Origin of the sequence: Nocardioides agariphilus (assembly GCF_015352445.1) — a bacterium.
Classification (GTDB): domain Bacteria; phylum Actinomycetota; class Actinomycetes; order Propionibacteriales; family Nocardioidaceae; genus Nocardioides; species Nocardioides agariphilus.
Window position 1 is genome coordinate 62,639 of record NZ_JADKPO010000004.1, and the last position, 22,594, is coordinate 85,232.

The following is a 22,594-nucleotide window of genomic DNA, read 5'->3' on the forward strand; positions in this document are numbered from 1 at the left end:
GCGCTGATGGCCGCTCCCGCACTGGTGGCCCTGGCTCACGGCAGCCGCGATCCCCGTTCTGCCGCCACCATCAACGCCCTCGTCGCCGAGGTCCGCACTCTGCGCCCCGACCTCAAGATCGAGCGTGCGTTCCTCGACCTGGCCAAGCCCTCGCTCGACACGACCATCGAGCGACTGGCTCGCAAGCACGACGAGATCGTGGTCGTCCCCCTCCTGCTGACCGAGGCCTACCACGCCAAGGTCGACGTCCCGTCGGCCGTGGCGGCCGCCCAGGCCCGCCACCCCGGCGTACAGATCCGCGCGACGCCGATCCTCGGGCTCGAGCCCCGCTTCCTCGAGGTGCTCGACCTGCGGATGCGCGAGGCGCTCAAGGCCGCGCGCGCACGCGAGCTCGATGCACTCGTCCTCGCCGCCGCAGGCTCCAGCGACCCGCTCGCCAACCAGTCGGTCGCACGTCTCGCGCGCCTGTGGGGCAGCCACCACAAGCTCCCTGTCACCGCGGCGTTCGCCTCGTCGGCTCCCCCCGCCACGGGTGAGGCCGTACGCGCCTTCCGCAAGGAGGGTCGTCGCCACATCGCCGTCGCCTCGCTCTTCTTGGCGCCCGGGTTCCTGCCCGACCGCGCCGCAGAGCTCGCCCTCGAGGCCGGCGCCGTCGCCATCTCCGAGCCGCTCGGGGCCCACCCCGAGATCGCCCGCACCGTCTTGGCGCGCTACGCCGTCGGCGCCGTGGAGCTGGTCCCCGTCTAACGCGAGTCGGCGCAGTTCGCCCCTCATAGCTCGCCGAGTCGGCGCAGTTCGCCCCCTGAACCGGGCGATCTGCGCCTTCTCGGGGGTTTGGTGGGGGCCAACTGCGCCGACTCGCGGTGGGTTACGCGGGCATCGGTGCGGAGGCCTGCCTCGGCGGTCAACCCGTCGCTGTTTCGAGCCGTCGGAGGATCGTGGGCCAGTGGCTGAGCAGCGCGGCCAGGTGGGAGGTCTCGGGGAGCACCTCGAGGTCCGCGTGCGGCACCCGCTCGGCCCACCAGCTCGCCCCTGACATCGCCTGGTCGTCGAGCTCGCCACACCACAGGGTGGTCGGGCAGCGGATCGCCCGCACGTCGAAGTCCCACTCGCGATGCAGCAGCGCTGCGTCGCGAAGGTAGCCCTCAGGCTTCACCAGCGCCTCGAAGGCCAGGTAGGCGATGAACTCATCGTCGAACTCGCGGAGCACGGCGGCATCGGGCTCCGGCAGCTCGGCCAGGAACCGAGCGGCCAGGGCCGAGTCGTCCTCGTCGTCGGGACCGACCTTGGCGCGCCAGGCCAGGAACTCCGGACGCAGCCGCTCGACGGCGTCATCGACCGTCCCTCCGGTATCGGTGACGACATTGGCCTCAGCGGAGACCAGGGCCAGGGAGGTGATCCGATCGGGGTGGGTAGCGGCGAAGCCGGCCGCGTAGGACCCGCCCACCGACATTCCGATCGCCGCGACCTGCCCGATTCCCCACAGGTCCATCAGCTCGGCGACGTCGCGGGCGACCGAGGTATGCGTCGAGGCGAACGGTGTCGACGAGCCGTAGCCGGGCCGGTTGACGGCCAGCAGCCGAACCCCGACGTCGTAGGCGGCCTTGGCCCCGGTCATCGCTACGCGTCTGGTGTCGGGACACCCGTGGAAGACCAGCACCACCGGACCGGCAGTGCCGCCGTTCCAGTAGCGCAGGGCACGACCGTCGGAGAGAAAGACCTTCACCCGACGAGTCTCTCCAGCAGGTGCTCGAGCTGGCGGGCCGGGTCGTCGGTGACACCACCGTGCACCGGCCCAGGCTGGACGACGGTGCTGCGTGGCGCCTTGAGGAAGCCGAACCTGGTGCCGATCGGCTGGCGGGCCGCTTCTCCCGCGCGCTCGTCACCGGCGCAGACGCGGTCCACGAAGGCCAGGGCCTCGCAGACCTGGTCGACGTCGATGCGCGCGTCGAGGGACACCAGTCGGTCCCGGTCCACGCTCCACACCGCGTTGAGGTAGTCGGCGGCCTGGCAGTAGAGGACGACCCCCACGTTGAGGAACTCCTCGCGGTCGACGCGCGGGACGCAGCGCAGCACGACGTACTGGTAGGGCTGCGGACCGACCGTCATGACGCACGCTCCAGCGGCAGCCATTGCCGCGTCGCCAGCCTGGCGTCGAGGAAGCCGACATAGGCCGCCCGGAGCTGCTCGGCCGTGTCGGCGCCGGGCACGGGATCGAGCCAGGCGTCGGGGACGGCGGCCAGCACCTCGACGAACACGTCGTGGTCGAGGCGTTGTCCCAGCTCGTCATCGACAGCCGGGAGCTGTCGGGCATGGGAGCGCAGGACATGGTCGGCGGCATCCCAGGGTTGTGCGGCGAACTTCTCAGGCGAGGTCAGCCCGCCTGCCCAGGCGTGGTGGAAGTAGAGCGAAGCGCCGTGGTCGATCACCCAGAGCTCACCGTGCCAGCGCAGCAGGTTGGGGTTGCGCCACGACCTGTCGACGTTGGCGGTGAAGGCATCGAGCCACAGGATCCGCGCTGCGACGTCTGCGGATGGAGGCAGCTCACCGTCATAGCCGAAGGCGCCCGGCAGGAAGTCGACGCCGAGGTTGGGCCCCGGACTCGCGTTGAGCAGGTCTTGCACCTCCTCGTCAGCCTCGTAGCGCGCGATGGCCGGGTCGAGCTCGAGGACGACGAGCCGCGGTGTCGAGAGTCCGAGGCGATCGGCGAGTCCGCTGACGATCACCTCGGCCACCAGCACCCGTGCGCCCTGGCCGGCGCCGCGGAACTTGCAGACATAGGTGCCCAGGTCATCGGCCTCGACGATGCCGGGCAGGCTGCCCCCTTCGCGCAGCGGTGTGACGTAGCGCGTCACCCGCACGGTCTCGAGCGTCAAGAGATCGGTGCCTCGGCGATGAGACGCTCGCGCTCGGCCGCCACGTCGAAGTCGGCCTTCGGCCACTGGGGGTCCAACCGCCGCAGCGTCTCGAGCAGCAGGGTGCCGACCGCCAGGTTGCGGTACCACTTCTTGTCGGCCGGGATCACGTGCCAGGGAGCGTGCTCGGTGTTGGTGCGCTCCAAGGCGATCTCGTAGGCCTCGCGGTAGTGGCCCCATCGCGCTCGCTCGTCGACGTCGCCGGGGTTGTACTTCCAGTGCTTGGTCGGATCTGCGAGTCGGTCGAGCAGCCGCGCCTTCTGCTCCTCAGGGGAGATATGCAGCATGCACTTGACCAGGGTGACGCCGCTGTCGACCAGCTCCTTCTCGAAGTCGTTGATCGCGCCGTAGCGGCGCTCGACCTCGTCGGCCGGGGCCAGCTCTCGCACCCGCACGATCAGCACGTCCTCGTAGTGGGACCGGTCGAAGACGCCGAGGATTCCGGGTCCCGGCACGCCCTTGCGGACCCGCCACAAGAAGTCGTGGGCGAGCTCCTCCTTGGTAGGCGCCTTGAACGAGGTGATCTTCACCCCCTGCGGGTCGACCAGTCCGACGGTGTGCTTGAGGGTCCCGCCCTTGCCGGAGGTGTCCATGCCCTGCAGCACCAGCAGCACCGAGCGCTGGCCATCGTCCTTGCCGGCGAACAGTCGCTGCTGCAGGTCGAAGAGCTCCTCGCCGATGGCCCACAAGTCGGCCTTCCCCGACTTCTTGTCCCCGTCGTAGCCGGGCGCCACATCGGTCTCGATCTCGGTCAGGGCCACCGGCCCGGACGGCAGCCTCAGCAGGTCGGTGAAGGGGCTCGCGCTCGACATGGGCCCATCATGTCGTGTCGTGGGGGTCATCGTGGGCGTCATCGTGGGGGACGGCCCCGAGCTCCTCTCTCACCACGGCGAACGCCAGCCCTGGCGGGTAGCCCTTGCGGGCGAGCATGGCCACGAGCCGCCGGGTCGCGGTGGCCGAGTCGACCCGCCGTAGCGAGGGCAGCTTCTTGCGCACCAGGGTGCGGGCCGCGGCCTCTTCGGCCCCCGCATCGACCTCGTCGACCGCCTCGCGAACCACCTCGGCATCGACTCCCTTGCGTCGCAGCTCGTCGGCGAGCGCTCGCCTGGCCAGGCCTCGACTGGACTGCCGCGACTCCACCCACTGACGGGCGAAGGCCGCGTCGTCGACCAGCCCGACCTCGGTGAACCGGTCGAGCAGCCGGATCGCGATCTCCTCGGGAACCCGGCGCTGACGTAGCTTGTCGGCCAGCTCGCTACGCGTGCGCGCTCGACCGGTGAGCTGGTCGAGCAGGATCTTGCGGGCGACCGACTCGGGGTCGGCATCGGGACCGGCAGTCTCGACGTCGACGAGGAGATCCTCGGGGGCCGGATCCCCCCGGACCGACCCCCGAGTCACCCCATTGTGCGACGCCGGACGCTCGTCGCCACCGAGCCACGCCGAAACCCCCGTTTCGACGTTGCCACGCCAATCAGTCATCTCGACCTCCTCCAGGTGGTGGTCTCGAGGCTCGGCCGTGGCCGGCCGCGCACCTCCACCACCGATGGGGATCAGAAGTCGTCGACCCCGACCGGCTCGGCCGGGACCTCCGCATCGACCTGCGGGCCCACGCCGAGCTTCTCGAGGATCTTCTTCTCCAGCTCGTTGGCCAGGTCGGGGTTGTCGCGCAAGAACGTGCGGGCGTTCTCCTTGCCCTGGCCGAGCTGGTCGCCGTCATAGGTGAACCAGGCGCCGGCCTTGCGGATGATGCCGGCCTCGACACCCACGTCGATCAGGCCACCCTCGCGGCTGATGCCCTTGCCGTACATGATGTCGAACTCGGCCTGCTTGAAGGGCGGTGCCACCTTGTTCTTGACGACCTTGACGCGGGTGCGGTTGCCGACCGGGTCGGTGCCGTCCTTGAGCGTCTCGATACGACGGACGTCGAGACGGACCGAGGCGTAGAACTTCAGCGCGCGACCACCGGTCGTGGTCTCGGGCGAGCCGAACATGACGCCGATCTTCTCGCGCAGCTGGTTGATGAAGATCGCCGTAGTGCCGGCGTTGTTGAGCGCGCCGGTCATCTTGCGCAGTGCCTGGGACATCAGCCGGGCCTGGAGGCCGACGTGGCTGTCGCCCATCTCGCCCTCGATCTCGGCGCGGGGCACCAAGGCGGCCACGGAGTCGATGACGATCAGGTCGAGCGCGCCGGAGCGGGTCAGCATGTCGGCGATCTCCAGCGCCTGCTCGCCGGAGTCGGGTTGGGACACCAGCAGCGCGTCGGTGTCGACGCCCAGCGCCTTGGCGTAGTCGGGATCGAGTGCGTGCTCGGCGTCGATGAACGCCACGATGCCGCCCGCACGCTGGGCGTTGGCCACCGCGTGCAGGGCGACCGTCGTCTTGCCGGAGGACTCCGGACCGTAGATCTCGACGACCCGACCGCGCGGCAGGCCGCCGAGGCCCAGAGCGATGTCGAGGGCGATCGAACCCGTCGGGATGATCTCCAGGGGCGCCCGGGTGTCGTCACCCAGTCGCATGACCGAGCCCTTGCCGAACTGCTTCTCGATGTTGGCGAGCGCGGCGTCGAGGGCCTTCTCGCGGTCTCCACCAGCCATGTGATCCGTCCTCCAAGTCCGATTGTGATGTCGGGTCGAGAGGCTAGACACAACCGCCGACACCGTGCTGAGCCTCACGCACCACCTGTGGATGGCCGCCTGGGGAGCCCTGCGCGAACGAACCTAGTCGAACAGATATTCGAGCGCGCGCCGACACGCCGACCTTGAGAGGGTTGGCGCATGGACCTCACGATCCGTCCCGTCGACCCCTGGGACGAGCACGAGATGGACGTCCTCCAGGACCTCTACGTCGAGGCCCAGCGTGCGGAGGTGCCCGACTCCCGGATCTTCTCCCGCGCCGAGAGCGTCGTGGCGCTGCGACCTCCGGAGGGCGGCTACTTCTACGACGCGTTCGCGGCCTTCGACGCCTCCCTCGGCGAGCCGACGCCCGACCACATGGTCGGCCAGGTCTGGACGATGGGGAGCACCACCGACAACCTGAACCGCGCCCAGCTCTTCGCCTGGGTGCCGCCCCGCTTCGGGCGGCGAGGGATCGGCGCTGCTCTGGTCCGCCACGGCGAGGAGCACCTCCGGCGTGCCCGTGGACGGCGCACGGTGGTCGCCCAGACCTGGCTCGGCGCCGACGGCCGGTCGGGCTACCGGCGCTTCCCCGAACGGCTCGGCTACACCCTCAACAACGTGGAGGTCGAGCGCCGGCAGCGCCTGCCGGTCGACGAGGCGATCCTGGCGCGCCTGGAGGCAGAGGCCGCGGCGCATGCGTCGGCGTACACCCTCCGCACCGTGGTCGGCCCCGTCTCCGCCGAGCTGGCCCAGCCGTTCTGCGACATCTACAACCTGCTGCACGTGGAGATGCCGCAAGGCGAGCTCGAGGTCGAGGTCGGCCGCCGCACCCCGGTCGAGCTCGCGATCCAAGACGAGGAGCTGCGAGTGGCGGGACGCGAGCGTGTCAGCGTCTACGCCTTCGACGCCGCGGGCTCGGTGGTGGCCTACACGGTGGCCGCGACCGGCCCGGCCGACAGTGAGGAGACGGGCGTCGACCAGTGGTCGACCCTGGTCCACCCCGACCACCGAGGACACCGGCTCGGCCTGGCCGTGAAGTGCGCGCTGACCCGGGTGCTGGGAGAGCGGTTCCCCGATCGGACCTTCGTGCGCACCCAGAACGCTGAGGTGAACGCCCCGATGGTTCGCGTCAACGAGCTGTTGGGGTTCGAGGTGCACCTCGTCGAGGGCGAGTACCAGAAGACCCTCACCTGACGGAGGCGCCGAACGCCTCCCGCGCGGCTGCGACGTCGTACGCCGGCACGTGCGCCTCGACCAGGTCGAAGGTCTCCTGGGTCAGGCGGACGAGCTCGGCTACGCCGTCTCGGGGGACGGCAAGCACCGCGCGGATCCTCGACTCGAGGTCGACCGGAGCCAGCGTCAGCTGCGAGCACTCGAAGGTCAACCACTTGTGGAACGGGTGCGGCACGTACCTGCGGTTGACCGCGAAGAGCGCATCGAGCAGGCCGTGGACCCCCTCCACGAGATCGCGGGTCAGCAGCACGGGGTCGTCTCGATCGCGCAGCATCTCCAGGCGCTCGACGGGCCTCGGCGGCAGCCCACCGTCGACCATCGCCAGCGCGAGCGCCTCCGGGTACGGCGCCAGCCGGCCCCGCCACGCATCGACCACGTCGGCGCCGGCCAGGGCCCGGCCGTCGAGGAGCGCGGTGGCCCGCACCTGCAGCTCCGGCTCGGTGTCTCCGGATCGCAACGCCTCGACGTACGCATCGATCGTCGCGGCCGTGAACTGGCTGACGTCGACCTTCACGCCGTCGATCCGCACCCCATCGGCCCACTCGTTGTCGTCGACCTCGGCATAGACCCACTCCCAACCGGCGTCGTCGACCACGGCCCGGCGTTCGGCCTCCCCGGGCGGGCGGTGCCAGTAGACGTCGACCTCGACGTCGGAGCGGGCATCGGCGAGGCCGCGAGCGACCGAGCCGGCGAGCAGCACGGCCGCGACGCCGTCGTGGGCGGCGTAGTGCGGCGCCATCGACTCCGCCACCGCGACCCTGCGGGACAGCTCGCCCATCACGCCTCCACCACGACCGGCGCGCGGCGGGCCGCGGCATAGGCCGCCACCCCGACCGCGGTCGGCAGCAGGCAGGCGATCAGCGACAGGGCCGGGAACCCCCAAGTGTCGACGATGACCCCGGACAGGGCACTCGCCCCGGCCGCCGAAAGGCCCATCACCAGGTCGGCGAGACCCTGGATGTCGGCTCGCGACTCCAGGGGTGCGTTGTCGGTGATCAGCGTCGAGCCCGCGACCGTCGAGAACGACCAGCCCAGTCCCAGCAGGAACAACCCCACGAACACCTGCCACGACGCGCCCTCAGGGGAGGCCGCGGCCACGGTCAGCGCGACGAGCAGCAAGGTGGCCCCGGCCATGGCCGCAGGAGCCCGGCCGACCCTGTCGGTGAGGAACCCCGCCAGTGGCGCGAAGGCGAACATGCCGAGCACGTGGACGCTGATGACCATGCCGATGATCTCGATATCCGCTCCGCCGTGAGCCATGTGCAGCGGAGTCATCACCATCACCATGATCATCGCCGCGTGCGCGCCCGCCATGATCACCATCGCGGCCACGAGCAGCGGTCGCTCCCCCACCACTGCGAAGGCGTTGCGCCACGACGTGTGCGTCACCACGGGGACCTCGGCCGCCTGGCGGGCCAGCTGCAACGGGTCGGGCCGCAGCGCGACGAACAGGACGAGGCCCGCCACCAAGATGCCCACGGTGCCGACGGCGAACGGGCCGGTGAGCTCCGGCAGCGACAGGTGCCGAGCGACCCACGCGGCGAAGCCCGTCAGGTTCGGACCGGCGACCGCTCCGATGGTGGAGGCCCAGACGACGATCGACAGGGCGCGGGCTCGGGAGCCGTCGGCGGCGAGGTCGGTGGCGGCGTAGCGGCTGCTGTTGTTGGCAGCAGACGTCGCACCGAGCATGGCCGCGCCGACGAGCAGCAGCGGCATCGACTCGGCCACTCCGCCTGCGACGGCGAGCAGGCTTCCGCATCCGCCGATCACGTAGCCGGTGACCAGACCCGCACGGCGGCCCCGGCGCGACATCAGCCGAGCCAGGAGGTAGGACGCCACCGCGGCCCCGAGCACCTGGCTGGTCTGCACGAAACCGGACTGGGTGTCCGACCCCGAGATGTCACGGGCCAGCAGTGCCGCCGTGGCGAAGCCGATCGTCATGCCGAGTGCGCCGAAGGCCTGGCTCACCACCAGCACCCGGACGGTGTGGCGTTGCACCGCGACCAGGTCGTGCGAGAGCGCGCTCACCGGTCGACCGGCGGCAGCTCGAGGGCCCGCCACACGGCGGCCCACACCTCCTTGGGCGTCATCCCTGCTCCCAGTGCCTCGTCCGGGGTGCGTCCACCCAGCTCACCCAGCACCGTCTGCGCGGCCCAGTGGCGCGCGTAGCCCGCGCCGAGCGCCGACTCCATCCGACTCCAGAACTCCGTGTGCCGCACTCGTGCTACCTCTTGGTCGCGAAGACGGCCAGCCACGACTGGCTGGGACGGTCGATCGGTTGGCTCTCGCCGTGCCGCACCTCGTTGACGTCCCAGCCCGCGTCGCGCAGCACCTCGCGCAGAGGGGACTCCCGCCAGTAGGTGAAGAACCGCGGGGCTCCCACGTGCCCGTGCACCGACCACTGCTCGCCGTCACCCTCCTTGAGGGTCATGTGCAGGGTGCCGCCGGTACGTGTGGCGGCGGCGAGCCTGCGCAGCACGATGGGCAGACTCTCGCGGCGCACGTGCAGGAGCGACGCGTTGGCCCATACCCCGTCGTACGGCGCACCGTCACGAAGCGGGTCGGTCAGCTCGTCGCGCAGCGGGTCGAGCTCCTCGGCGACGTAGCCGGCCGAGCGCAGCTGGCGCACGAAGCCGGGGCTGACATCGGTGCGGCGGACGCTGAGCCCGATCTGCTCCAGCGCCAGGGCGTCGCGACCTGGGCCACTGCCGATCTCGAGCACGCGTCCGCCCGGTGCCACGGAAGCCACGAACCGGGCGATGTTGCCGGCCACCACCTCAGGCATCTGTGAGGTGCCCTCGGCGTAGTCCTCGGCGTAGCTGTCGTAGGCACCCACGGTGACCCGCTCGGCGAGGGCGGCGACGTCGTGGAGGTGGTGGTAGACGTCGTGGTAGTGGTAGCGGCCGATCGTCGCGACGGTGAAGACAGCCCCGTCGCTGCGCACACCGGGCCGGTCCCAGGTGTCCCCGGAGACCGCCGCGTAGACGTCTCCGACGGCGTACGCGGACGCCACGAGCGTCGGGCCGACGATCGCCGGCACCTGGTCGGCGTACCGCTTCTGGACTGCCGTGACGTCCTGGTCCCAGTTGGCGAAGTGGGGCCGCTGCTCGGTGAGCATCGCCGTCACCCGCTCGTGGAAGAGCTGGTGGACGTCGTGGACGTGGCAGGCGTACTCGAGGGGCGACCAGACGTGCGGCTCGGGGCGGACGGCGACCTCGGGGTCGCCCATCAGCGCCAGCCACACCTGGGCGTTGGCGCGCAGCAGGTGGGGAAGGTCTCCCGGATAGATCGAACCCGCCTCGAGACCACACTCCTCACACGGCCGCTCGAGCACCCAGGTCCAGTCCTTGGTGTCGGGCGGGACCTGCCCGGCGGTCGTCATGCGCGCATCCTCTCAGCAGCCTCTCTCGAGGGCGAGCCGTGGCGTCCGGCAGTTCTGTTCCCCGAGGTTGCCCGAGTGATGCAGAGTCGACACCATGCAGATCCGCCCCGCGACCGAGGACGACCTGCCCGAGGTGTCCGCCATCTACGACCACCACGCGATCACGTCGGTCTCGACCTTCGACGACCAGACGCCCGGGCCCGAGCGCTGGCTGCCCAAGGTCGGACCCGACCGCCTCCACGGCGAGCACCTGCTGGTGGTGGTCGCCGACGACGGCGAGGTACGCGGTTATGCCGAGTCGTCGGTCTTCCGGCCCCGGCCCGCCTACGACCACACCCGCGAGGTCTCGGTGTACCTCGGCCTCGATGCCCGTCAGCATGGCTACGGCCGCAAGCTGTACGACGAGCTGCTCGGCCTGCTGCGCGCCGACGGCATCCATGTGGCCCTGGCGGTGATCGCGAAGCCGAACCCGGCGAGCGAGGCCCTGCACCGCGCCTGCGGCTTCACGCTGGTCGGCGTCGTCGAGGAGGTCGGTTGGAAGTTCGGCGCCTGGGTCGACACCGGCTGGTGGCAGCTCAAGCTCGGCGAGGAGACGCCGGAGGGCTGAGCCTGACGCGTTGGGCGAGGATGTCACCCGTGATGATCCGGCCCGCTGAGCTCAGGTCCGTCAAGGAGGGCGTCATCGATCTCGCCTTCCGCCGCTGGGAGCGACCCCGGGTGGTCGTCGGCACGCAGATGCGGACGATGGTCGGGCTGGTCGAGGTGACCTCCGTCGAGCAGGTCGAGGTCGACGACCTCACCGAGGAGGACGCCCGCCGCGCGGGCTCGCCATCGCTGACCGCACTGGTCAGGGCGCTCGACCAGAAGGCCGACCGGCCGGCGTGGAGGGTCGGGCTCAGGCACGCCGGCGAGGATCCTCGAGCGCTGCTTCGCGACGCCGTACCGGACCGGGCCGAGGTGGGTGCGGTGCTCGCCCGGCTCGAACGTCTCGACCGCGCCTCGTCCTACGGCGCGTGGACCCGCGAGACCCTCGACCTCATCGACCGCAACCCCGAGCTCCGAGCACCCGACCTGGCGGCGAAGGTCGGCCGCGAGACCGCCGACTTCAAGAAGGACGTCCGCAAGCTCAAAGAGCTCGGCCTGACCGAGTCGCTGGCGATCGGCTACCGGCTGTCGCCCCGCGGGGAGGTGATCGTCGACCGGCTGCGCGGACGCAAGCGCAAGCGCCCGCCGCGTCCCGAAGGCACCCCGCTCCCCCGGTCGATCGGCGCGCCGGCGACACGAGCCCTGCGAGCAGCCGGGCTGACCTCGCTCGAGTCGCTCGCGATGCTCACCGCAGGGCAGCTCGCAGCCATGCACGGCGTGGGTCCCGTCGCCATCGCCCGGCTGCGCGAGGCCATGGACGACGCCGGGCTGGCGTTGGCTACTTGAGCAGCAGCAGGTCGAGGCGCTTGCGCACCAGAAGCAGACCGGCGATGCCCATCAGCACGAGGTAGCCGACCGACCAGACCGACGCCATCGAGACGGCACCGGTGGTGAGCTCGCGGCAGAGCACGACGCCGCGGTAGAGCGGGGTCACCTCGACGACCCACCTGATCGCGTCGGGGTAGGCGGTGACGGGGAAGAACGTCGCCGAGAACAAGGAGAGCGGCAGCTGCGCGAGGGTGATCTTGTCGAAGTCCTGCCAGGACTTCATGTAGGTCGTCAGGCCCATGCACACCGCCGCGAACGCGAACCCGATCAGCAACGATGCCGGTAGCGCCAGCACCGCCCACCAGGAGTGCAGCATCCCCATCGCGCCCATCACGACGACGAACACCGCGGCGTACACGCCGGCGCGCAGCTGGCCCCAGGCGATCTCACCGCGCGCGATGTCGGTCGTCGACATCGGCGTGGCCAGGATCTGGTCGTAGAGCTTGGTGAACCTGAGCTTGAAGAACACGTTGAAGGTCATGTCGATCAGCGCGCCGTTGAACGCAGACGCCGCCAGCATGCCCGGTGCCACGAAGGACGCGTAGTCGATCACGCGCCCGTTGAACGTGAAGCCGTCGATCAACGACCCCACGCCGATGCCGATCGACAACAGGTAGAAGAACGGCTCGAAGAACCCGGTGACGAACAGCTTCCACTGCCGGCGGTAGACCGTGAAGTTGCGCAGCACGAGCAGGCGTACGGCGGCGACCGAGGTCAGCGGCGGCACCAGGTCGAGGCTGCGAGACGTGGCTCGGGACGAGTCGAGCGTGGCCATCACCGCACCATCCGCCTCTCCAGGCCGGTCAGTGACCAGCGCAGCCCCAGAGCCGTCAGCCCGAGCAGGACCGCGGCGTTGACGGCGGCCCAGCTCCAGTCGACCTGGTCGAGGATGAGCATCCGCGAGAGGTTCACGCCGTGCCACAGGGGCGTCAGCCGCGCCACCCAGGCGCCGACTTCGCCGAGGTTGTCGATCGGGAAGAAGGCGCCCGAGAACAAGAACAGCGGGAACACCCCGAGACGGAACAGCAGGCCGAAGCCCTCGGGGCTCTCCAGTCGGGATGTGAGTGCGTAGACCAACGAGCCGAACGCCGTGCCGACCAGCACCTGCGCGGCGTAGGCCAGCAGTGCTCCCCACCAGGTCTGGTAGATCCCGAACGGCGCCACCACCAGCATGAAGACCGCGCACGTCGAGGCCACCCGGAACGTCACGAACCCCAGGGTGCCGAGCACCAGGTCCCGGGTGCACAGCGGCGTGGCCAGCATCGAGTCGTAGACCCGGTCCCACTTGATCAGCGACATGACGGGGTAGGTCGTCTCGCCCACGGCGGTCTGCATGGCGTGTGCCGCGATGAGCCCTGGGACGAGGAACGCGAGGTAGGACGTCGCGCCCTCGAGCTTGTCCGGGTCACCCTCGATGAAGCCACCCAGCAGGACGCCCATCGCCACGACGTAGAAGAGCGGGGCCACGAACGAGGAGATGGCAGTGCCCTTCCAGGTCCGCTTGTAGACGGTGACCCAGTAGTCGCGCTGCCGACCGACGCCCTCCGCGATCCCGCTGGTCGAGCTCGTCGAGACCAGCATCAGTCGACCAGCGTCCGGCCGGTGAGGTGGAGGAAGACGTCCTCGAGCGTCGAGCGGCGAACCAGCACGGCGACAGGCTCGAGTCCCCGCTCGTGCACCTTGGCCACGACCTCGTCGCCGTCCTCGCTGTACACGAGCAGACGGTCGGGGAGCACCTCGACCCGCTCCCCCAGGTCAGCCACCTTCTCGGCATGCCCCTCGTGGGACTCACCCTCATCGGCCACGCCGAACCGCAGTTCGGTGACCTCCCGGGTGGAGTGCTGCTGGATCAAGCCGAGGGGCGAGCCCTCGGCGACGATCACGCCCTTGTCCATCACCACGAGCCGGTCGCACAGCTGCTCGGCCTCGTCCATGTAGTGGGTGGTGATCACCAGCGTGACGCCGGTCTGCTTGAGGCGGAAGAGCTTGTCCCACAGGAGGTGCCGTGCCTGCGGGTCGAGCCCGGTGGTCGGCTCGTCGAGCAGCAGGAGGTCGGGCCGGTTGATCAACGAGCGCGCGATCGTCAGCCTGCGCTTCATGCCACCCGAGAGCTCCTCGACCTTGACCTTGGCCTTCTCGGTCAGCTGCACGAACTCCAGTAGCTCGGCCGCTCGCTCGCGCACGTCGGCCGCCGGGATCCCGAAGTAGCGACCGTAGATGAACAGGTTGTCGAAGACGTTGAGCTCGATGTCGAGTGTGTCCTCCTGGGGGCAGACACCCAGCCGGCCACGAATCGCCGGGCCTTCGGTCGCGGGGTCGCGGCCCAAGATGCGCAGCTCGCCGCCGCTGACGGGCGAGACGGCCGCGATCATCCGCATCGTGGAGGACTTGCCGGCGCCGTTGGGGCCGAGGAAGCCGAAGGCTTCGCCCCGGCGCACGGCGACGTCGATGCCGCGCACGGCCTCGAAGTCGCCGAACCGCTTGCGCAGTCCCCGCGCCTCGATCATCAGGTCCCCGGTCAGGTCTGTGTCAGGCACGACGGCGACCCTAGGGGAATAGCCCGGCAGTGATGGCACGACGATAAGAGATTGGGTTCTGTCGGTGCCATCGGCGAGGATCGCGGCGTGACCCAGATGAGTGACCAGATGAGTGACCAGATGAGTGACCAGTTGCATGCCCAGTCCCCCACTCCCCTGACGCTGCCTGCGGCCGACGACTTCGCGGCGTGGCTCGACCGGCGCTGCGCCGACGGGCTCGCGTCCACCCGTGACGCCGTACGCCGTCTCAAGGCAGGCGAGGCGAGCACGGCCGAGCAGGCTCTTCGCATCTGGGACACCGGCATGATCGGCATGGCCAACGCTGCGGCCGTGGGCTCGCTGTTCAGCGAGGTCCACCCTGACGAGGCCGTGCGCGACCGCGGCGACGCAGCGGTGCAGGAGGTGCAGAAGCTCGGCACCGAGCTCCAGCTCGACCGCGAGCTCTACGACGTCTTCGCCGCCCTCGATGCGGCCGAGCTGGACCCCGAGGCCGCGCGGCTGCTCGACAAGACCCTCCTCGACTTCCGGCGGTCCGGCGTCGACCGCGACGACGCGACCCGTGCCCGCATCAAGGAGATCAACGAGCAGCTCACGCTCGTGGGCCAGGAGTTCGGCAAGAACATCCGTGACGGCAAGCGCACGATCAGCGTCGCTCCCGCACGGCTCGCCGGCCTGCCCCAGGACTGGCTCGACGCCCACCCGGTGGGCGACGACGGGCTGGTCACGCTGACCACCGACTACCCGGACGCGATCCCGGTGCGCACCTTCTGCCACGACCGCGACGTGCGGCGCGAGATGGTCAACGCGTTCCTCAACGTCGGTTGGCCGGCCAACGAGCCTCTGCTCCGCGAGCTGTTCGAGCTGCGCGAGGAGCTGGCCCGCCTGGTCGGCTACGACACGTGGGCCGACTACGACGCCGGTGTGAAGATGATCGGCAAGGGCGTCGCGATCCCCGAGTTCATCGACCGCATCACCGAGGCCGCCACCGAGCCCGCCGAGCGCGACCGCGACATCCTTCTCGCCCGGCTGCGACTCGACCACCCCGGGGCCGAGGCCATCGACGGGGTCGACGTCGTCTACTACGAGGAGCTGGTCCGCAAGGAGCAGTACGACGTCGACGCCCAGGTCGTGCGCACCTACTTCGACTTCTCCCGGGTGCGCGCCGGTCTGCTCGAGGTGACCAGCCGGCTGTTCGACCTCACCTACACCCCCGTCGACGACGCCGTGGTCTGGCACCCCGACGTCACGGCCTACGACGTCACCCTCGGTGGCGAGACCCTGGGACGCATCTACCTCGACCTGCACCCCCGCGAGAACAAGTACAACCACGCGGCCCAGTTCACGATCACCGACGGCGTCGCCGGACATCAGCAGCCCGAGGGCGTGCTGGTCTGCAACTTCCCCAAGGGCCTGATGGAGCACGACGACGTGGTCACGCTGTTCCACGAGTTCGGCCACCTGGTCCACCACATCCTGGCAGGCCGGGCGACGTGGAGCAGGTTCGCCGGAGTCGCGACCGAGTGGGACTTCGTCGAGGCTCCGAGCCAGCTGCTCGAGGAGTGGGCGTGGGACGCGGGAGTGCTGCAGACCTTCGCCAAGAACGCCGAGGGCGAGCCCATCCCGGCCGACCTGGTCGCCGCCATGCGGCGGGCCGACGACTTCGGCAAGGGCTACATGGCCCGGACCCAGATGTTCTATGCCGCGATGTCCTACTGGTTCCACACCGACCTGCCCGACGACCTCACCGAGGCGACGGTCTCGCTGCAGGACCGCTACTCGATGTTCCGCTATGTCGAGGACACCCACATGTTCTCCGGCTTCGGCCACCTCGACGGCTACTCCTCGGGCTACTACACCTACATGTGGTCACTGGTGATCGCCAAGGACCTCTTCAGCGCCTTCGACCCCGACGACCTGTTCGCCCCCGAGGTCGCCCACCGCTACCGCGACCTGATCCTGGCCCCCGGCGGCACCCGCGACGCCGCCGACCTCGTCCAAGACTTCCTCGGCCGCCCCTACACCTTCGACGCCTACGGTGAGTGGCTGGCCAGGTAGTGGCGGCGGTCCGCCGGTGAGCCCGGGTGATTCCGCCCGGGGCCAGGTGTCGGTGGTGTGAGCAAGACTGACGGGGTGCACGCAGCTCTGAGTCGTTTCAGCGAACCCACGCGGGCGTGGTTCGCAGCCGCGTTCGCGGAGCCGACGACGGCTCAGCAGGGGGCGTGGGAGGCGATCGGGGCAGGGCGTCACGCGCTGGTGGTGGCGCCCACGGGGTCGGGCAAGACGCTCGCGGCCTTCTTGTGGTCGATCGACCGGCTACTGACGGCGCCGGTGCCGGATAAGTCGAAGCGGTGCCGGGTCCTCTACATCTCTCCTCTCAAGGCGCTCGGCGTCGACGTCGAGCGCAACCTGCGCGCGCCCCTGGCCGGCATCCGGCACGCGGCCGACCGGTTGGAGGTCGACAGCCTTCCCGAGCTCACCGTCGGCGTCCGCTCGGGAGACACCACGGCCCAGGAGCGGCGCGCGCTCAGCAGCCGGCCACCCGACATCTTGATCACCACCCCCGAGTCGCTGTTCTTGATGCTCACCTCCCAGGCCCGCGAGATCCTCAGGGGCGTCGAGACGGTGATCCTCGACGAGGTCCACGCGGTGGCCGGCAGCAAGCGCGGCGCCCACCTCTCGGTCAGTCTCGAGCGTCTCGACGCGCTGCTCGACAAGCCGGCCCAGCGGATCGGCCTGTCCGCGACCGTTCGCCCGCTCGACGAGGTCGCGAGGTTCCTGGGCGGCCACGCGCCCGTCGACATCGTGGCTCCGTTGGCAGAAAAGCGCTGGGACCTCAAGGTCGTCGTACCCGTCGAGGACATGACCGCACCCGACGGCGACCACGTCGAGAGCGACGGCGACGCCGACGACGGGCGCTCGGGCTCGATCTGGCCCCACGTTGAGGAGCATGTCGTCGACCTCGTCGAGCAGCACCGATCCACCATCGTGTTCGCCAACTCGCGGCGGCTCGCCGAGCGGCTCACCGCCCGGCTCAACGAGATCGCCACCGACCGGGCGGGAGCCCACCTGCGCGAGTCCGGCAAGCCGCCGGCCCAGGTGATGGCCCAGTCGGGCGTCTCGACGAGCTCGATCGACGATCCAGGCGCGGTGGTGATCGCCAAGGCACACCACGGTTCGGTCTCCAAGGAGCAACGAGCCCTTATCGAGGACGACCTCAAGCGCGGACGGCTGCCGTGCGTCGTGGCCACCAGCAGTCTCGAGCTCGGCATCGACATGGGCGCCGTCGACCTGGTGGTCCAGATCGAGTCGCCGCCGAGTGTCGCCAGCGCACTACAGCGGGTCGGCCGTGCCGGTCACCAGGTCGGTGAGGTCTCGCGCGGCGTGCTGTTCCCCAAGCACCGAGGCGACCTCGCCCAGACTGCGGTGGCCGTCGAGCGGATGCGCGCTGGGGCGATCGAGTCGATGCGGGTGCCGGCCAACCCGCTCGACGTGCTGGCCCAGCAGGTCGTGGCCGCGACCGCGCTCGATCCCTGGCAGGTCGACGACCTCTACGACCTCCTGCGCCGCAGCGCACCGTTCGCCCAGCTCCCGCGCAGCGCCTTCGAGGCCACCCTTGACCTGCTGAGCGGTCGCTATCCCAGCGACGAGTTCGCCGAGCTGCGCCCACGCGTGGTCTGGGACCGCGTGACCGGCACCATCACGGGTCGACCCGGTGCTCAGCGTCTGGCCGTCACCAGCGGTGGCACGATCCCCGACCGCGGCCTCTTCGGCGTCTTCCTGGTCGGTGAGGGCGCAGGCCGTCGCGTCGGCGAGCTCGACGAGGAGATGGTCTACGAGTCCCGGGTGGGAGACATCTTCGCCCTCGGCGCCACCAGCTGGCGGATCGAGGACATCACCCACGACCGGGTGATCGTGAGCCCTGCGCCCGGCATCCCTGGCCGGCTGCCCTTCTGGAAGGGCGACACGCTCGGCAGGCCGGCCGAGCTGGGCGAGGCCATCGGTGGATTCACCCGAGAGCTGGCTGCGTTGCCCGCGGCCCAGGCGACCGCACGCGCAGCCGAGGCCGGGCTCGACGAGTGGGCCGCCGGCAACCTGGTGACCTACGTCCACGAACAGGTCGAGGCGACCCGCCACCTGCCCAGCGACACGACCCTGCTGGTCGAGCGCTTCCGAGACGAGCTCGGCGACTGGCGGCTGGTCCTCCACTCGCCCTACGGCACCCCCGTGCACGCACCCTGGGCGCTGGCGATCAACGCGCGGCTGCGCGAGCGCTACGGCATCGACGGGCAGGCGATGGCCTCCGACGACGGCATCGTGATCCGGATCCCCGACACCGATGCCGAGCCTCCCTCGGGTGAGGTCGTGGTCTTCGAGCCCGACGAGATCGAGCAGATCGTCACCGACGAGGTGGGCGGCTCGGCTCTGTTCGCCGCGCGCTTCCGGGAGTGCGCGGCCCGCGCGCTGCTGCTGCCTCGGCGCGATCCCGGACGCCGCTCCCCCTTGTGGCAGCAGCGGCAACGTGCCGCCCAGCTGCTCGAGGTGGCCACCAAGTACCCCTCGTTCCCGATCGTGCTCGAAGCCGTGCGCGAGTGTCTCCAAGACGTCTACGACCTGCCCGCCCTGCTCGACTTGATGAGGCGCCTGGACCGGCGCGAGGTGAGCGTCAGCGACATCGAGACCCAGACGCCGTCTCCCTACGCGCGCACGCTGCTGTTCGGCTACGTCGCCCAGTTCGTCTATGAGGGTGACTCCCCCATCGCCGAGCGCCGAGCAGCCGCCCTGAGCCTCGACCAAGGGCTGCTCGCCGAGCTGCTCGGCCGTGCCGAGCTGCGCGAGCTGCTCGACCCCGACGTCCTCGCCGAGGTCGAGGCCGAGCTCCAGCGCCTGACGCCTGAGCGTCAGGCCCGCGACGTCGAGGGGGTCGCCGACCTGCTGAGGCTGCTGGGCCCGCTGAGCGTCGAGGAGGTCACCGCGCGCTGTGTGCCCGGCACCGACGTCGCGGAGTGCCTGACCCGGTTGGCCGACACCCGGCGTGCAGCTCAGGTCCGCATGGCGGGCGCCCCACGGTGGAGCGCGGTCGAGGACATCGGACGCCTGCGCGACGCTCTCGGAGTGCCCGTGCCTCCCGGCACGCCCGACGCCTTCACCGAACCCGTCGACGACCCGCTGGGCGACCTGGTCGCTCGATACGCCCGCACCCACGGGCCCTTCACCGTCGACGACCTGGCGGCCCGGCTCGGCGTCGGCGCCGCCGTCGCCCGCCACACGCTGCAACGCCTCGGCGCCCACGGTCGCGTCCTCGACGGCGAGTTCCGGCCCGCCGGCACCACGAGCGAGTGGTGCGACGCCGAAGTACTCCGACGACTGCGGCGGCGATCGCTGGCCCGGTTGCGCAAGGAGGTCGAGCCGGTCGAACCCCGGGCACTCGCCCGCTTCCTCCCGGCCTGGCAGTCCGTCGCGCAGGCGAGTCCCGGCGGCCGGCGGGGGTTGCGCGGGGTCGACGGTGTGCTCACCGCGATCGACCAGCTGGCCGGGGCGCCGGTGCCCGCCTCGGCCCTCGAGCAGCTGGTGCTCGCAGCCCGCGTCCGTGACTACGAACCCGCCTACCTCGACGAGCTGACCGCCTCCGGTGAGGTGATCTGGGCGGGGCAGGGTGACCTGCCGGGCAACGACGGCTGGGTCGCGCTGCACCTGGCCGACCAGGCGCCGCTCACACTCGCGCCACCGACCCCTCTGGAGCACTCGGAGCTCCACCAGTCCGTGCTCGACGCGCTCGCGCCGGGTGGAGCCTGGTTCTTCCGCCAGCTCTCCGAGCAGCTGCACAGCACCGACGACCGGGGCCTGGCCGCCGTCCTCTGGGACCTGGTCTGGGCGGGCAGGGTCACCAACGACACGCTCACGCCGCTGCGTGCCCTGATCCGTGGCGGCAAGACCGCCCACCGCACCCGCCAGGCGCCGGCCCGCACCCGCACCACCGTGCCGGGTCGGGCCCGGATGCCCAGCCGTGGTGGACCACCCCAGACAGCTGGCCGATGGGCGATCTTGCCAGCGCTCGACGACGACCCCACGCGTCGCGCCCACGCGATGGCAGAGCGTCTGCTCGACCGCCACGGCGTCGTCACCCGGGGCGCGGTGGCCAGCGAGCGCGTACCAGGAGGCTTTGCCGCCGTCTACAAGGTGCTCTCGGCGTTCGAGGAGACCGGACGCTGCCGTCGCGGCTACTTCGTGGGCGGCCTCGGTGCCGCCCAGTTCAGTACGTCGGGAGCAGTCGACCGTCTCCGTACGTTCGGCGAGGTGCCCGTCGACGCCAAGCCGGTGGCTCTTGCGCTGGCAGCCACCGATCCGGCCAACCCCTACGGCGCGGCGCTTGCGTGGCCCGAGCGACCCGAGCGGCCCGAGGGTGTCGAGGGCGGCGGCCATCGTCCCGGTCGCAAGGCCGGCGCACTCGTGGTGCTGGTCGACGGGGCCTTGTCCCTCTACGTCGAGCGCGGCGGCAAGACGCTGCTCACCTGGCCCGACGAGTCCGGCGGGTGGGGCCATCTCGAGCCCGCTGCCCTCGCGCTCGCCGAGGCCGCGACCCGCGGGGCACTCGGTCGGATCACGGTCGAGCGCGCTGATGGCGAGCAGCTGCTCGGGTCGGGCCTGACTCCTCTGCGCCTGGCACTGAGCGCGGCCGGCTTCGTCTCGACCCCGCGTGGGCTTCGGCTGCGAGCCTGAGCCTGCATGCCCGAGGGGGACGCGGTCTGGCGGACCGCCCGCAACCTGCACCGAGCCCTGTCGGGCCGGGTGCTGACCCGCACCGACTTCCGGGTTCCGGCGATCGCCACCACCGACCTCTCCGGTGCCACGGTCACCGAGACCGTCTCGAGAGGCAAGCACCTGCTCACCCGCATCGACGCCGCCGAGGTCGATGGCCGAGCGTGGACACTGCACACCCACCTGAAGATGGAGGGCTCCTGGCGCATCTACGACCGCGGCCAGCGTTGGAGCAAGCCCGGCCACCGGGCGCGGGTGGTCCTCGACGTCGCCGAGAGGACGGCCGTCGGCTTCCAGCTGGGCGTCGTCGAGCTGGTCTTGCGAGAACACGAGCACCAGGTCGTCGGTCATCTCGGTCCTGACCTGCTGGGTTCCGACTGGGACGAGCAGGAGGCGGTCCGGCGTCTCACCTCCGACCCGGACCGGCCGCTGGGCGAAGCCCTGCTCGACCAGCGCAACCTCGCCGGCATCGGGACCATCTACCGCACCGAGCTGTGCTTCCTCACCGGCTACGACCCCCGTTCACCGGTCGGCGTGGTTGCCGACCCGCTGCGGATGGTCCGGTTGGCCCACCAGTTGCTCACCCAGAACAGGCTCCTCCCCCAGATCGCCACGACGGGCGACAAGCGCAGGGGCAAGAGCCTGTGGGTCTACGGCAAGCCAGGCGAGCGCTGCCTCAGATGCGGGTCACCGATCGCCTACGCAGAGCTGGGTGACGAGGGCCGCAAGCGTGCGGCCTACTGGTGTCCTTCGTGCCAGCCGCCGAGGTGAGCCAGGCTCACGCGGCCGAAGCCACGACTTCACCGGCGCGGCCACGTGCGCGGATGGGCTCGAGGGAGGTCAGCGCCGCGGCGGCTTCCTCGATGGCGACGGCGTCGGAGACCTCGCGAAGAACGTCGGACAACGGCACCTCGAGAGCGTCGCACAGGGAGTAGAGGAGCTCGGAGGAGGCTTCCTTCTGGCCGCGCTCGATCTCGGAGATGTAGCCCAGGCTGACCCGGGCACCTGCCGAGACCTCACGCAGGGTGAGACCGCGCTGGGTGCGCTTGTCGCGCAGCACGTCGCCGAGCAATCGACGGAACAGCACCATGCGCTCACCCTCCTGTCGTGCACGCCGCTTCGAGCGGACCGTGGGCCCAACGCTACCGGAGGGCTGGTTCTTCCCCCGGCAATTCCCCCTGCACGGTGCGGACCAGGCAGTCGAGGGCCTCCAGGCAGGTCCGGTCCTGGATGGCCGCACGATCCCCCACCAGCTCCAGCGCGACCGCCGCCGTCGACCCGTCGGGACCGGCCAGCCCGACGTACACCGTGCCCACCGGCTTCCCCTCCTGGGAGTCCGGACCGGCAACGCCTGTGGTGCTCAGCCCGTAGGTCGCTCCCATCAGTGCCCGGACGGCCCTGGCCATCTCGCTCGCACACTCTGGCGAGACCACCCCGTAGCGCTCGACAACCGCGACCGGCACGCCGAGTACCTCGACCTTCACGTCGGTGGCGTAGGCCACCACCCCGCCCCGGAAGACGTCCGAAGCGCCGGGCACCGCCGTGACCAGCGAGGCCAGGCGCCCACCGGTCAAGGACTCTGCCGTGGCGAGCGTCGCTCCCCTCGCGCGCAGTACTTCGAGAGTCCGCGCGGCGGGAAGGTCACCCGTACGGGCGGAGCGGGAGGCGAGGCGCACGAGGCTA

The 22,594-nt window shown here is 70.6% G+C and carries 22 protein-coding genes; 7 read left to right on the forward strand and 15 right to left on the reverse strand.

Annotated features, from left to right (window positions below; genetic code table 11):
- Nucleotides 1-6 precede the first annotated feature (6 nt).
- A complete protein-coding gene (locus tag ISU10_RS04305; protein WP_194695140.1) occupies nt 7-747 on the forward strand; it encodes a sirohydrochlorin chelatase in 741 nt (246 codons plus the stop codon).
- A gap of 157 nt (nt 748-904) precedes the next feature.
- Here the strand turns inward: ISU10_RS04305 and ISU10_RS04310 are convergent, their stop codons facing one another.
- From ISU10_RS04310 to recA, 6 genes are all read right to left on the reverse strand, one after another.
- Nucleotides 905-1,726: an alpha/beta fold hydrolase gene (locus ISU10_RS04310; RefSeq protein WP_194695141.1), complete on the reverse strand. Its 822-nt coding sequence runs from the start codon at nt 1,724-1,726 to the stop codon at nt 905-907.
- Nucleotides 1,723-2,109 (reverse strand): DUF3037 domain-containing protein, encoded by a 387-nt coding sequence (locus tag ISU10_RS04315; protein WP_194695142.1) that lies wholly within the window; start codon nt 2,107-2,109, stop codon nt 1,723-1,725. The genes ISU10_RS04310 and ISU10_RS04315 overlap by 4 nt, the downstream gene beginning before the upstream one ends.
- Nucleotides 2,106-2,876 carry a HipA family kinase gene (locus tag ISU10_RS04320; RefSeq protein ID WP_194695143.1) on the reverse strand — a complete coding sequence of 257 codons (771 nt, stop codon included), beginning with the start codon at nt 2,874-2,876 and terminating at the stop codon, nt 2,106-2,108. The genes ISU10_RS04315 and ISU10_RS04320 overlap by 4 nt, the downstream gene beginning before the upstream one ends.
- Complete coding sequence (locus tag ISU10_RS04325; RefSeq protein ID WP_194695144.1) at nt 2,873-3,727, reverse strand: PPK2 family polyphosphate kinase; 855 nt, start codon at nt 3,725-3,727, stop codon at nt 2,873-2,875. The genes ISU10_RS04320 and ISU10_RS04325 overlap by 4 nt, the downstream gene beginning before the upstream one ends.
- Before the next feature lie 7 nt (nt 3,728-3,734).
- Entirely contained in the window at nt 3,735-4,394 is a 660-nt protein-coding gene (locus tag ISU10_RS04330; RefSeq protein ID WP_194695145.1) for a regulatory protein RecX, read from the reverse strand.
- 71 nt (nt 4,395-4,465) lie between these two features.
- Nucleotides 4,466-5,509, reverse strand: coding sequence for a recombinase RecA (recA, locus tag ISU10_RS04335; protein WP_194695146.1), 1,044 nt, complete (start codon nt 5,507-5,509; stop codon nt 4,466-4,468).
- Nucleotides 5,510-5,689: 180 nt separating this feature from the next.
- Between recA and ISU10_RS04340 the strand changes: the two genes are divergently transcribed.
- Nucleotides 5,690-6,724 carry a GNAT family N-acetyltransferase gene (locus tag ISU10_RS04340; RefSeq protein ID WP_194695147.1) on the forward strand — a complete coding sequence of 345 codons (1,035 nt, stop codon included), beginning with the start codon at nt 5,690-5,692 and terminating at the stop codon, nt 6,722-6,724.
- Here the strand turns inward: ISU10_RS04340 and ISU10_RS04345 are convergent.
- The 4 genes from ISU10_RS04345 to ISU10_RS04360 are packed head-to-tail and all read right to left on the reverse strand — an operon-like array spanning nt 6,717 to nt 10,145.
- Nucleotides 6,717-7,541 (reverse strand): nucleotidyltransferase domain-containing protein, encoded by an 825-nt coding sequence (locus ISU10_RS04345; RefSeq protein WP_194695148.1) that lies wholly within the window; start codon nt 7,539-7,541, stop codon nt 6,717-6,719. The genes ISU10_RS04340 and ISU10_RS04345 overlap by 8 nt on opposite strands.
- Nucleotides 7,541-8,791: an MFS transporter gene (locus tag ISU10_RS04350; protein WP_370864730.1), complete on the reverse strand. Its 1,251-nt coding sequence runs from the start codon at nt 8,789-8,791 to the stop codon at nt 7,541-7,543. The genes ISU10_RS04345 and ISU10_RS04350 overlap by 1 nt, the downstream gene beginning before the upstream one ends.
- Nucleotides 8,788-8,982 carry a DUF3046 domain-containing protein gene (locus ISU10_RS04355; protein ID WP_194695149.1) on the reverse strand — a complete coding sequence of 65 codons (195 nt, stop codon included), beginning with the start codon at nt 8,980-8,982 and terminating at the stop codon, nt 8,788-8,790. The genes ISU10_RS04350 and ISU10_RS04355 overlap by 4 nt, the downstream gene beginning before the upstream one ends.
- Before the next feature lie 5 nt (nt 8,983-8,987).
- Entirely contained in the window at nt 8,988-10,145 is a 1,158-nt protein-coding gene (locus ISU10_RS04360; RefSeq protein ID WP_194695150.1) for a methyltransferase domain-containing protein, read from the reverse strand.
- A gap of 94 nt (nt 10,146-10,239) precedes the next feature.
- Between ISU10_RS04360 and ISU10_RS04365 the strand changes: the two genes are divergently transcribed.
- Nucleotides 10,240-10,752, forward strand: coding sequence for a GNAT family N-acetyltransferase (locus ISU10_RS04365; RefSeq protein ID WP_194695151.1), 513 nt, complete (start codon nt 10,240-10,242; stop codon nt 10,750-10,752).
- A gap of 29 nt (nt 10,753-10,781) precedes the next feature.
- The gene (locus ISU10_RS04370; RefSeq protein ID WP_194695152.1) at nt 10,782-11,576 is read left to right on the forward strand and encodes a hypothetical protein; all 795 of its coding nucleotides are present in this window, start codon (nt 10,782-10,784) and stop codon (nt 11,574-11,576) included.
- Here ISU10_RS04370 and ISU10_RS04375 read toward each other — a convergent pair.
- Genes ISU10_RS04375 through ISU10_RS04385 form a run of 3 tightly spaced genes read right to left on the reverse strand, consistent with a single transcriptional unit; the run spans nt 11,569 to nt 14,155 of the window.
- Nucleotides 11,569-12,393 (reverse strand): ABC transporter permease, encoded by an 825-nt coding sequence (locus tag ISU10_RS04375; RefSeq protein ID WP_194695153.1) that lies wholly within the window; start codon nt 12,391-12,393, stop codon nt 11,569-11,571. The genes ISU10_RS04370 and ISU10_RS04375 overlap by 8 nt on opposite strands.
- On the reverse strand, nt 12,393-13,199 hold the full coding sequence (locus tag ISU10_RS04380; protein WP_194695154.1) for an ABC transporter permease: 807 nt from the start codon (nt 13,197-13,199) through the stop codon (nt 12,393-12,395). The genes ISU10_RS04375 and ISU10_RS04380 overlap by 1 nt, the downstream gene beginning before the upstream one ends.
- On the reverse strand, nt 13,199-14,155 hold the full coding sequence (locus ISU10_RS04385; RefSeq protein WP_442417786.1) for an ABC transporter ATP-binding protein: 957 nt from the start codon (nt 14,153-14,155) through the stop codon (nt 13,199-13,201). Before ISU10_RS04385 ends, ISU10_RS04380 begins: the two co-directional genes overlap by 1 nt.
- A 96-nt stretch (nt 14,156-14,251) precedes the next feature.
- Here ISU10_RS04385 and ISU10_RS04390 point away from each other — a divergent pair, with 96 nt between their 5' ends.
- Genes ISU10_RS04390 through ISU10_RS04400 form a run of 3 tightly spaced genes read left to right on the forward strand, consistent with a single transcriptional unit; the run spans nt 14,252 to nt 21,682 of the window.
- Nucleotides 14,252-16,210, forward strand: a complete 1,959-nt coding sequence (locus ISU10_RS04390) for a M3 family metallopeptidase (RefSeq protein ID WP_228499569.1) — start codon at nt 14,252-14,254, stop codon at nt 16,208-16,210.
- Nucleotides 16,211-16,267: 57 nt separating this feature from the next.
- The gene (locus ISU10_RS04395) at nt 16,268-20,872 is read left to right on the forward strand and encodes an ATP-dependent helicase (RefSeq protein ID WP_370864733.1); all 4,605 of its coding nucleotides are present in this window, start codon (nt 16,268-16,270) and stop codon (nt 20,870-20,872) included.
- Between the two features lie 6 nt (nt 20,873-20,878).
- Entirely contained in the window at nt 20,879-21,682 is an 804-nt protein-coding gene (locus ISU10_RS04400; protein ID WP_194695155.1) for a DNA-formamidopyrimidine glycosylase family protein, read from the forward strand.
- Between the two features lie 7 nt (nt 21,683-21,689).
- On the opposite strand, the gene ISU10_RS04405 is transcribed toward ISU10_RS04400, so the two are convergent.
- Together ISU10_RS04405 and ISU10_RS04410 are read right to left on the reverse strand one after the other, a co-directional pair.
- A complete protein-coding gene (locus tag ISU10_RS04405; protein WP_194695156.1) occupies nt 21,690-22,001 on the reverse strand; it encodes a helix-turn-helix domain-containing protein in 312 nt (103 codons plus the stop codon).
- A gap of 52 nt (nt 22,002-22,053) precedes the next feature.
- Nucleotides 22,054-22,587 (reverse strand): CinA family protein, encoded by a 534-nt coding sequence (locus ISU10_RS04410; RefSeq protein WP_370864736.1) that lies wholly within the window; start codon nt 22,585-22,587, stop codon nt 22,054-22,056.
- Nucleotides 22,588-22,594 lie beyond the last annotated feature (7 nt).